At 66.0% G+C, this 10,861-nt stretch carries 8 protein-coding genes; 3 read left to right on the top strand and 5 right to left on the bottom strand.

Annotated features, from left to right (window positions below; translation table 11 throughout):
- Both ACE3UY_RS10900 and ACE3UY_RS10895 read left to right on the top strand, forming a co-directional pair.
- Positions 1–252 (top strand): deoxyhypusine synthase family protein (locus ACE3UY_RS10900; RefSeq protein ID WP_374687559.1); only part of this gene is annotated, 252 nt, incomplete at its 5' end.
- 109 nt (positions 253–361) lie between these two features.
- Entirely contained in the window at positions 362–922 is a 561-nt protein-coding gene (locus ACE3UY_RS10895) for a DinB family protein (protein ID WP_374687558.1), read from the top strand.
- 33 nt (positions 923–955) lie between these two features.
- Here ACE3UY_RS10895 and ACE3UY_RS10890 read toward each other — a convergent pair whose 3' ends face one another.
- From ACE3UY_RS10890 to ACE3UY_RS10875, 4 genes are all read right to left on the bottom strand, one after another.
- A complete protein-coding gene (locus ACE3UY_RS10890) occupies positions 956–2,104 on the bottom strand; it encodes a PotD/PotF family extracellular solute-binding protein (protein ID WP_374687557.1) in 1,149 nt (382 codons plus the stop codon).
- 90 nt (positions 2,105–2,194) lie between these two features.
- The gene (locus ACE3UY_RS10885; RefSeq protein ID WP_374687556.1) at positions 2,195–3,052 is read right to left on the bottom strand and encodes an ABC transporter permease; all 858 of its coding nucleotides are present in this window, start codon (positions 3,050–3,052) and stop codon (positions 2,195–2,197) included.
- Positions 3,049–4,410 carry an ABC transporter permease gene (locus ACE3UY_RS10880; RefSeq protein WP_374687555.1) on the bottom strand — a complete coding sequence of 454 codons (1,362 nt, stop codon included), beginning with the start codon at positions 4,408–4,410 and terminating at the stop codon, positions 3,049–3,051. The genes ACE3UY_RS10885 and ACE3UY_RS10880 overlap by 4 nt, the downstream gene beginning before the upstream one ends.
- Before the next feature lie 108 nt (positions 4,411–4,518).
- Entirely contained in the window at positions 4,519–5,724 is a 1,206-nt protein-coding gene (locus ACE3UY_RS10875) for an ABC transporter ATP-binding protein (protein ID WP_374687554.1), read from the bottom strand.
- 358 nt (positions 5,725–6,082) lie between these two features.
- Between ACE3UY_RS10875 and ACE3UY_RS10870 the strand changes: the two genes are divergently transcribed.
- Positions 6,083–8,041, top strand: a complete 1,959-nt coding sequence (locus ACE3UY_RS10870) for an aldehyde ferredoxin oxidoreductase family protein (RefSeq protein ID WP_374687553.1) — start codon at positions 6,083–6,085, stop codon at positions 8,039–8,041.
- Positions 8,042–8,217: 176 nt separating this feature from the next.
- Here ACE3UY_RS10870 and ACE3UY_RS10865 read toward each other — a convergent pair.
- Positions 8,218–10,861: AAA family ATPase (locus tag ACE3UY_RS10865; protein ID WP_374687552.1), on the bottom strand; the 2,644-nt coding region annotated here is incomplete at its 5' end.

Genomic DNA, 10,861 nt, shown 5'->3' with positions numbered 1-10,861 from the left:
GGCATCGCTGGCGACTTCCCCATCTGCGTCGTGCCGATGCTGCACCAGGACATGGGCCAGACGGACGTGCCGCTGTGGGGCTACTTCTGCCAGATCGGCGACTCGACCACCAGCTACGGCTCCTACTCCGGGGCCGTGCCCAATGAGAAGATCACCTGGGGCAAGCTGGGCGTGTCCACGCCCAAGTACATGATCGAGTCGGACGCGACGATTGTGGCGCCGTTGATCTTTGCGTTGGTGATGGAAGAATAAGAGCAAGAATCCGCAGATTTCGCAGATTACGCAGATTAGGAAACGGGAGACCTGACAGGTTTTGAAGAACCTGTCAGGTCTTTTGCGTTTGGGGTGATAGTATAGTTGGATGGACGATGACCGAGAATGGAAAGTGGTACACGCGCTGGACGGGTATGAGCCGGAGATTGGGACGCTGCTGTGGATGCTGGAGGACGGGCGCGGGCGGCTGAAGGAGGGGCTGGCGGGCATCGAGGCCGCCAGGGAGGGAGCCATCCTCCACTGGTCTCCGCGGCCGGGGGTGAACAGCATTGGCACGCTTCTCTACCACATCGCCGCCGTGGAGACGGACTGGCTGTTTGAAGAAGCGCTGGCCGACTACACGCCCGCAGCGCCCGTCGCCTGGCCGGACGCGCTGCTGCCCCATGACATGCGCGACCAGCAGGGGGAATTGACGCGCGTACCGCATGAGGCCTTGGCCGCCCATCTCGGACGGCTGGACGCCATTCGCGCCATTCTGCTCGATGCGTTCAAGGGGATGTCCCTGGTCGAGTTCCGCCGGCCGCGCCGCCTGGAGCGCTATGACGTGACGCCGGAGTGGGTGTTGCACCACCTCATCCAGCACGAAGCGGAGCACCGCGGCCAAATCCTGGAGCGCCGCGCGGAAGCGGAGCGATATCTCGATCAGTAAAAAAGTGGGGGTGGTCAGAACCACCCCACTTTTTTACTGCCCCTTAATCGCCGTCCACACCTCATCATAAATAAACACCGCGTCCCCCACATCCTCCAACCATTGCAGCTTCTCCCGCACTTCCGGCGGGGGGTAGATGCCGGGGTTATTGAGAATTTCGGGGTCGATGAATTCCTCGGCGGCTACGTTGGGGCTGGGGTAGAAGGTGAAGTTGGTGATGGCCGCGGCCACCTCCGGCTCCATCAGGTAGTTCATGAAGTGCTGCGCCGTCGCCTGGCGCTGGCTGCTGGCGGGGATGCAGACGTTGTCCTGATAGCGCACCGCGCCCTCGACCGGCACGGCGAACAGCCAGTTGCCCGTACCCGCTTCTTCGTCGAAGGTCGTCCAGAAGGCCTGGGCCGTGTCGCCGCTCCAGGCGTGGGACAGGACGATCTCGTCGCTGACCATGAGCGTGCTGTAGTAGTCCTCGCTGTTGAACGTCTTCCAGTACGGCTTGGCGCTCAGGATCAGGTCGCGCGCCTCTTCCAGTTGAGCGCGGTCGGTGGTGTTGGGCGAGTGGCCCAGGTAGAACAGCGCCGCGGCGATCAGCTCGCGCTGGTCGTTCAGGACGTTGATGCCGTCGGGGCTGAACTGCTCCAGCTTCGCCGGGTCGAACAGGTAGGCCCAACTGGCCGGCGCTTCTTCGAAGCCGGGGTGGCCGGCGCGGTAGCCGATGCCGGTCACGCCCCACTGGTAGGGGGTGCAGAAGCGGTTGCCGGGATCATAGGGCGGATCCTTGAACTCCTCGCCGATGTTGGCGAAGTTGGGCATGGCCGACACGTCGATCTCGGCCAGCAGGCCCAACTCGATCATCTGCGCCACCATGTAGTCAGACGGGAAGATCACGTCATAGCCGCTGGCCCCGGCCTGGAGCTTGGTCAGCAGGTCTTCGTTGGAGGCGAAGGTGTCGTAGACGATGGTGACGCCGTAGCGCTCTTCGTAATCGCGCAGCACCTGCTCATCGATGTAATCTTCCCAGTTGTAGACGCTCAACTCGGCGTCTAACTGAGGCTCGCCGGCAGTTTCGCCGCCCGTCTCCGGCGCGGCCGTCGGCTCCTGGACCGCGCCGGGGCCGCCGGCCGGCCCGCCGCCGCATGCGGCCAGGGCTAATAGCAGGAGCATGACAACGCTTAGTCTCTTCATCTTGATTCTCCTTCGGCAGGGGAGCGGGGGAGCAGGGGAACAGGGGAGAGAAAAGCACCCCTGCACCCCCGCCCCCCTGCTCCCCCGCCCTTATTTCCTCTGCAACAACAACGAAATCACCACCAACACCGTCGATCCCAACAGCATCAGCGTCGAGATGGCGTTGACCTCCGGCGTGACGCCGAACTTGATCATCGAGTAGACGCGCACGGGCAGCGTCGTCGAGCCGGGGCCGGCCACGAAGAAGGTGATGACGAAATCATCCAGCGACAGGGTGAAGGCCAGCAGCGCGGCCGAGACGATGGCCGGCATGAGCAGCGGCAGCGTCACCCGGCGGAAGGTCGTCCAGGCGTTGGCCCCCAGGTCGGCCGCCGCCTCCTCCAGCGCGCGATCCATCTCCGCCAGCCGGCCGCGCACAACCACGGCGACGAACGAGATGTTGAAGGCCACGTGGGCTACCAGGATGGTGTAGCGGCTGAGGGGCACGGCCACCAGGACGAAGAACAACAGCGTGGACAGGGCCATGACGATGTCGGGGATGATGATCGGCAGGTACATCGTCGCGTCGTAGGCCAGCTTACCGCGGAAGCGGTAGCGCTCCAGAGCCATGGCCCCCAATGTGCCCAACACGGTGCTGATGGCCGTCGACCAGAAGGCCACCCACAGGCTGACCTGGAACGAGTTGATCAGCGCCCGGTCATTCAGCAGTTCGGCGTACCAGCGCGTGCTGAAGCCCGTCCACACGCCGACAACCTGATTGCGGTTGAAGGAGTAGATGATCAGGATCAGGATGGGCAGGTACAGGAAGAGAAAGATGCCCGCGGCCAGCAGCGTCAGGGCGTTGCTGTGGAAGGTGCGGCGGATGTCGCGGCGGGCGGCGCGCGGGGCGGTCAGCGCCTGCGTGCGCGTCCCGGCGGCAGTCGCGGTAGGCGTGGTCGTCGTCGTCATCGCCCCTCCTGGCGGCGCTCGGCCTCGGCCGTGGCGCGGAAGTAAACCAGCGTCGCCGCCAGCATGACGGCCATCATGATGAAGCTGAGCGCCGAGCCGAACGGCCAGTCGCGCACCGTCATGAACTGCTGTTGCAGCAGGTTGCCCAGCAACGAGACCTTGGCCCCGCCCATCAGGTCGGGCGTGACGTAGGCCCCCAGCGACGGGATGAAGACGATGATCGACCCGGCGATGATGCCCGGCAGGCTGAGCGGCAGCAGCACCCGCAGGAAGCGCTGGCGGGCGTTGGCCCCCAGGTCGGCCGCCGCTTCCAGCAGCGTCCAGTTCGTCTTTTCCAGATTGCTATAGAGCGGCAGCACCATGAAGGGCAGGTAGCCGTAGAACAGCCCCAGCAGCACCGCGCCGGGCGTGTAGAGCAATGGCAGCGGCCGGGCCGTCGCCTCGGCCAGCCAGCCGAAGGCCGGGAGCTGGGTCGCGATGACCGTCGCCGCGTCGTGGAAGCTGCCCGTCCAGGCGCTGTTGATCAGCCCCGAATCGCGCAGGATGAGCATCCAGGCGTAGGTGCGCACCAGGAAGTTGGTCCAGAACGGGATCATGACCAGGAAGATCCACAGGTTGCGGCGGTGGGCGGGCTGGCGGGCGATCCAGTAGGCCAGCGGAAAGCCGAACAAGAGGCACAGGGCCGTGTTGAGCAGGGCCAGCCAGGCCGAGCGGCCGAAGATGCGCAGGTAGATGAAGTCGCCGCCGACCCGGCTGAAGACGCGGGCGTAGTCGTCGAAGAGCGCGCCCAGGTTGCTTAGGCTGAACGGCGGGTAGGTGACCGTGCCCAGGCGCGTCCGCTCGCCCAGGCTGACGAAGAAGACGATAGCCAGCGGGACGATGAAGAAGACCAGCAGCCAGAACGCCGCCGGATAGGCCAGCGACCAGGCGGCGTTGCGCGTCAGCAGGAAGCACAGGAAGCCGCCGACGGCCGTCAGCAGCAGCAGGCCGTAGAACTCGCGGAACAGGGCGTAGTAGATCAGGCCGCCAACCAGGGTAGCGGCGGCATAGACCAGGCCCACCGCCCGCCCCCAGCCCGCCCCGCGCAGCAGCCCGGCCGCGCCGGCCAGCGCCCCGGCCAGCAGCAGCCCGTACAGCCCATAGGCGATGAGCGGCGACGCCTGCGCCAGGACAAGTTCGGCGGGATAGGGTGTCCAGTTGAAACGGCTGAAGGTGGCCCAACGGAAAAGGAGGAAGGCCCAGAACGCGGCCTGGAAGAGGAGAACGATAGCCGCGACCTGCAGGAAAGCGTCGCGGCCGCGGGTCATCGGTGCGGAAGCCGGCGGCGGACTCAGCCGGGATTCAGTCGTGACAGCCATCGGCTCCTCCTGCTGTTGTGGAATCGGCCGCCGCCGTGGTGTTTGTGCTTAAGCGACATATTGAACTCCCTCGCTCGTAGGGGCAGGTTTGAAACCTGCCCCTACACCTCAGTCAACTAGAATCTGCGCATTCTCGGCCGCCCACTGGACGTAGACGCGGCTGCCCACGTCAAACGGCAGGTCGTAGCGCGAGCCATAGTTCTGCTGGCGAACGACGAGCGACGCGCCCCCCTCCAGCGTGACACGGAAGCGCGTATCCGTGCCGATGTAGAACGCCTCGTCGAGCACGCCATCCAGCACGACGTTCTCCGGCTCGGCCAGCAAAAACTCCTTCATGTCCACCGCGCCGGGCATCTTGGCCCCCAGGATGCGCTCCAGTTCTTCGGCCTCCAGGCCGCTCTCGGCCTTCAGCACGTCCACCTTGCCCTGCGGGTAGAGGTTGATGCGCTCCGGGCGCAGCGTCAGCGTCACCGCCTGACCAAGTTGCAGGTCGTGCCCCTCGTCGGCGGCCAGGACGGGCACGTTGCCTTGCAACATCACCATCGGATGCTCTTCTTCCGTCTCCAGCCGGCAGACAGATGCCGGCAGGAAGTTGGTCTCGCCGATGAAGTCGGCCACGAAGCGATTGACTGGCCGCTCGTAGACCTCGTGGGGCGAACCGACCTGCTGCAAGACGCCCTCGTGCATGACGCCGATGCGGTCGGACATCGCCATGGCCTCTTCCTGGTCGTGGGTGACGTAGACGAAGGTGATGCCCACTTCGCTCTGGATGTGTTTCAGTTCGATCTGCATCGCCTTGCGCAGCTTCAGGTCGAGTGCGCCCAGCGGCTCATCGAGCAGAAGCACCTGCGGCCGGTTGACCAGGGCGCGGGCCAGGGCCACGCGCTGCTGCTGGCCGCCGGAGAGCTGCTTGGGCTTGCGCTCGGCCATCTGGGGCAGGCGAACAAGCTCCAGCGCTTCGGCCACGCGCTGCTTGATCTCCGGCGCGGCCAGCTTCTGCATCTCCAGGCCAAAGGCCACATTCTGGGCCACGGTCATGTGGGGGAAGAGGGCGTAGTTCTGGAAGACGGTGTTGACCGGCCGGCGGTGGGCGGGGATGCCTTCGACGTGCTGGCCGCTGATGAAGATCTGCCCCTCGGTCGGCTGCTCGAAGCCAGCGATCATGCGCAGCGTCGTCGTCTTGCCGCAGCCGCTGGGGCCAATCAGCGAGAAGAATTCGCCGTCGCGAATCTGGAGGCTGAGATCGTCAACGGCGATATAGTCGCCAAAACGCTTGGTGACGTCGCGGAGTTCCACGCGGAACGAATCTGTCATAGCCCACTCTCCCTGCGGCGTTTATCCCGCTATGACATGGCCGGCTTTGTCGCTCGCCCTACGCGGGCCAACGCTCAGCGAAAAAAAAGCCCGGCGCCGCCCCCTTGTCGGTGACTGCCCCAGAACTTCGCGCTGGTCACTATTCGCCGCCACCCACCCGGCCTCTGATGGAACTGATTCGCCCATAGGTGGCTTGCGCTCTTGTAATGACGCCGTTACCATACACGGATTGCGGTGGAATGGCAATAAAGCTAAAAAGAGTCTCACGCAAAGACCCGAAGTCCGCAAAGAAGCTACCCTTCTTTGCTTAGCGTGCTTTGCGTCTTTGCGTGAGATCTTCTTTCAAGGAGAAAAGACGATGCTCTATGGCTTTGCGGGCAAGGTTTTGCACGTGGACCTGACCAACCACCAGTTGACCATCGAGCAGCCAGACGAGGCGTTCTACCGCCTCTATCCGGGCGGCAGCCTGATGGGCCTCTACTACCTGTGGCGCAACACGCCGCCGGGCATTGACGCCTTTGATCCGCGCAACACCCTGACCTTCGCCCTGAGCGCGCCGACCGGCCTACCCGTCAGCGGCCAGAGCCGCTGCACCGCCACCTGCAAATCGCCCACGACCCGGGCCGCGGCCGACAGCCAGGCCGGCGGCTTCTGGCCGGCCGAGCTCAAGTTCGCCGGCTTCGACGCCATCGTCGTGCGCGGCGCGTCGGCCACGCCGGTCTACCTGTGGGTGAACGACGGCGCGGCCGAGTTGCGCGACGCCGCGCACCTGTGGGGCCGTTTCACCCACGACGTGGACACGCTGCTCAAGGATGAACTGGACGACGAGAAGATCGAGATCGCCCAGATCGGCCCGGCGGGCGAGAAGCTATCCATGTTCGCCGCGGTCATGAACATGAGCAACCGCGCCTGGGGCCGGACGGGCATCGGCGCGGTCATGGGCAGCAAGAAGCTGAAGGCCATCGCCGTGCGCGGCACGCTGCCGGTGACGCCGGCCGACAAAAAGGCCATCGTCGCCCTGTCGCGGCGCGGCGCAAAGCTGCTGCCCGGCAGCGACGTTGAGAGCCTGGGCCGCTACGGCACAGCCGACACCGTCATGGGCCAGCAGGGCGCGGGCGGCCTGCCCACGAACAACTGGGACAGCGGCGTGATGGGCATCGCCGACGCCGAGGCCATCAGCGGCGAGCGGCTCTACCTGGACTTGCTGCGCGGCGCGGCCGAGGGACAACAGGACAAGCTCGGCCGCGACACCTGCTACGCCTGTATCGTCCGCTGCAAGCGCGTCGTCGAGGCGGAGTACCGCGAGCAGGCGGTCATCCCCGAGTACGGTGGGCCGGAGTACGAGACGCTCTCGACCTTCGGCTCCTATTGCGGCGTGGGCGATCTGCGGGCCATCACCTACGCCAACCAGCTCTGCAACCAGTACGGCGTGGACACCATCTCCTGCGGTGCGACGCTGGCCTGGGCCATGGAGTGCTTCGAGACGGGCGTGCTGACCATCGAGGAGACGGACGGCATCCCGCTGCGGTATGGCAACGCCGAGGCGATGATCGCCATGCTGGATAAGACGCTCAAGCGCGAGGGGTTTGGCGACATGCTGGCCGAGGGGTCGGCGCGGGCGGCCGAGCGGCTGGGCAAGGGGCAGGAGTACGTGCTGACGGTGAAGGGGCAGGAGTTGCCGGCCCACATGCCGCACGTCAAGCGCAGCATGGCCCTCATCTACGCCGTCAACCCCTTCGGGGCCGACCATCAGAGCAGCGAGCACGACCCGATGTATCACCCGAAACTATACGATGGGACGCCGGACGCGCCGGGCTACAAGCGCTACCTGGCCCAACTCGGTCTGGTCACGCCGACCGCGCCCAAGGCGATGAACCCGGAGAAGGTCGAGTTCGCGCTGAAGACGCAGTACAACTACAGCGCCGCCGACACGATGGACGTGTGCCAGTTTGTCTATGGCCCGTCGTGGCAGCTCTACGGGCCGCAGGACATGGCCGACCTCATGGCCGCGGCGACGGGCTGGGACGTGACGGTGGACGACATCCAGGCGATGGGCCGCCGCCGGCTGAACCTGATGCGCGCCTACAACGCCCGCGAGGGGCTGACCCGCGACCATGACACGCTGCCCAAGAAACTGTTCAAAAAGCCGCTCAGCGGCGGGCGCTCCGATGGCATCGTGCTGGATCAGGCCGAACTGGATTACGCCATCACGACCTATTTCGAGCAAGCCGGCTGGGACGTGGAGACGGGCGTGCCGCGGCGGGGGACGCTGGAGGAAGTGGGGCTGGGTTGGGTGGCGGAAGAGTTAGGGATCTAGGGACTTAATCGCACCGCTCCGCCGTGGCTAAGAGAGGTAATCGAGAATGGAGCATCTCTTAATCCGCGTGGTTAACTTTTCTATCGTCGCCCCCTACCCATTGCGCGTCGTGTTCGAAGATGGCACGGAACAGACCATCGATTTTGAGCCGATCCTAATAGGACGACGCACTGCCTCTACTCGCCCCCCAAAATCTCAGTTACCACATCGTCTAGCTCCAGCCCCGCCCCGGCAGCCAACTTAGCCTCCACCTCCGCCGGCTCGAGCGTCACCGTCGCCAGCGCGTCGTTGATGCCGACCTGCTTCTGGTTGGGCGTGCTGGGGTGTTGACGGGCCAGGCCGAGCAGCGCCAGCGCCCGGCCGGTTTCGCCCTCCTTCAACATCACCTCGGCCAGAGGGACGAGGGCAGCCAACTGGAGCGGGACCGCCCCCACCTGCCGCGCCAGGCGGATACACTCCACCGCGAAGCGCCGGCTTTCAGCCAACTGGTTCAATGAACTGTAGGCATCGGCCAGATTGTGGGCGTCAATCGCCATCATCTCGGTCATCCCGAGCTCCTGATCCACCTCGAAGGACGCGCGATAGTGCGCTACCGCCCCGGCGAAGTCGCCGGCGTACTGCTTGGTCGCCCCCAGATTGGCCTGGCTTTTAGACTCCTGCGCCCGGTCGCCGATCTGTCGCGCCAGGGCGATACAGGTCTCGAAGTGGCGGATCGAGTTGTCGAAGTCGCGCCGTATCCCGGCGGCGACGCCCATGGCCCGGGTCGCGCCGATCTCCAGCGAGACGTCGCCCAACTCGCGGGCCAGGCGGACAGCCTCGTTGGCGTACTGGTCGGCGGCGTCGAGATCGCTCACTTGCCAGCGGCGAGTAGCCAGGTTGATGAGGACGCGCGCCAGCGTCACGCCGCCGACCTGACGGGCCAGGGCCAGCGCCTCCGCCAGCAGGTCATCCACCTCGGCCACCCGCCCCACACTGGTGGCGACCATTGCCGTCCAGCTGAGCGCCTCTGCCTGGGCCTGAACGTCGCCGCCGGCGCGGGCCAGGGCCAGCGCCCGTTCCAGCGCGCCGGCCGCCGCCGGGAAGTCGCTCAGCTTAAAACACACCTCGCCTAGCTTCAGGTAGTGAGCCAGCGATTCGCCCGGCGCTGCTCCGGTCCGCTCGCGCAGGGCCAGGGCGCGCTCGAAGGCCGCTCGCGCCGGACGGAAGGCGCTGGCCCGCAGCGCTTGCTCGCCCGACTGCTGCTGGTAGTCGGCGGCGCGGCCGAATTCACCGGCCTGGACGAAATGCTCGGCGATGAGGCCCAGGTATTCGCCGATACGCTCGCCGGCATGCGCTTCCAGCCAGCGGGCGACGCGGCCGTGGAATTCGGCGCGGTAGCGCAGCAGCACGGTCTCGTAGGCCACGTCGCGCAACAGGGCGTGCTTGAAGACGTACTCATTGGCCTCGGCGAAGGAGGAGCGCTCGCGGCGGAAGATAAGCTCCCGGTCGCGGACAGCTTCCAGCGCCGGGCCGACCTCCATCCCTCGGGCGTAGGACAGATCGGCCACCGCGTCATCCCAAAACAACCGGCCGACGACGGCCGCCCGCTGCAACGCCTCCCGCTCCGGCTGTGGCAGGCCGTCCAGGCGCGCTTGCAGCAGGCCGGTCAACGTCGGCGGCACTTTCACGTCGGCCAGCTTCTCCGCTCTAATGTGCCAGCGCTCTTCTAGAGCAGGGGAGCGGGTGGGCAGGGGGGCAGGGGAGAAAGAGTTGCCCAGAAGAGCCTCGTGCTCCCCTGCTCCCCCGCTCCCTTGCACCCCTGCTCCTCCACGCTCAATCACCCCCTGATCGATCAGCATCTTGATGAGTTCCTCGACGTAGAACGGGTTGCCCTCGGCGGCACCGACGACCAGATCGCGCAGCGAGTCGGGCACGTTGTCCGCGCGCCGCAGAATCTCGTTGACCAGTTCCTGGCTGGCGCGGCGAGAGAGCGGCGTCAGGTTGACGCGCTTGAACGCACGTCGCCCTTCGCCCCAATGCGGCCGGCGCTCGAAGAGGCTGGGCCGGGTGAGGGCGACGACGAGCAGGTGCGCCTCCGGCAGCGTCTCGGCCAGTCGCGCCGCCAGATCGAGCGAGGAGTCGTCGGCCCAGTGAATGTCCTCCAGGAAGAGCAGCACCGGCCCGCCCACGGCCAGCATCCGGACGTAGCGCGTCAGATGGGCGCGGGCCACCACGCCGAAGTCCGCGCCGCCCAGCAACCCTTGCACCGCTTCACTGGCCGAGAAGTCGAAGCCCAGCCAGTGGCCGACCACGTCAGCCTGATCCGCCTCCAGCACGCCGGCCATCCCGGCGCGGAACTTGTCCAGAGCCACGGCCGCCGTGTCGCTGTCGAGAATCTGGAAGCGAAAGGCGAACAGATCGCGGAAGAGGCTGTAGGGCACGTTCTGCAAGTTGGGCGTTGCCCGGCCCTTGAAGTAGCGGATCGTCTCCGGGCGAAGCTCCAGCCAGTTGTTAAACTCGTAGAGTAGGCGGGACTTGCCCACTCCCGCCTCGCCGACCACCGTCACAACCGAGGTTTCGCCTGCCTCCAGCGCGTCGCTGTACGCCTCGCGCAGCAGGCCAAGCTCGCTGTCCCGGCCGATCATGCGCGTCTCGATACCCTCAACGCCGCGCGTCGCCATGCGGAAGGCGCGCGGCTTAGCCCGTAGCACCACGTAGGTCTGCACCGGCCCTTCGACGCCCTTGACCGTGATGGGGTCGCGCGGCTGCACGTCGAAGACGCCGCGGACGTGGCGATACGTGTTATGAGAGATGAGGATCGTCCCCGGTTCGGCGGCGCTT

The sequence above is a fragment of the Promineifilum sp. (SeqCode) genome (assembly GCF_041918635.1).
In the GTDB taxonomy this organism is placed as follows: Bacteria; Chloroflexota; Anaerolineae; order Promineifilales; family Promineifilaceae; genus Promineifilum.
This window is presented reverse-complemented; position numbering and strand designations above follow the sequence as displayed.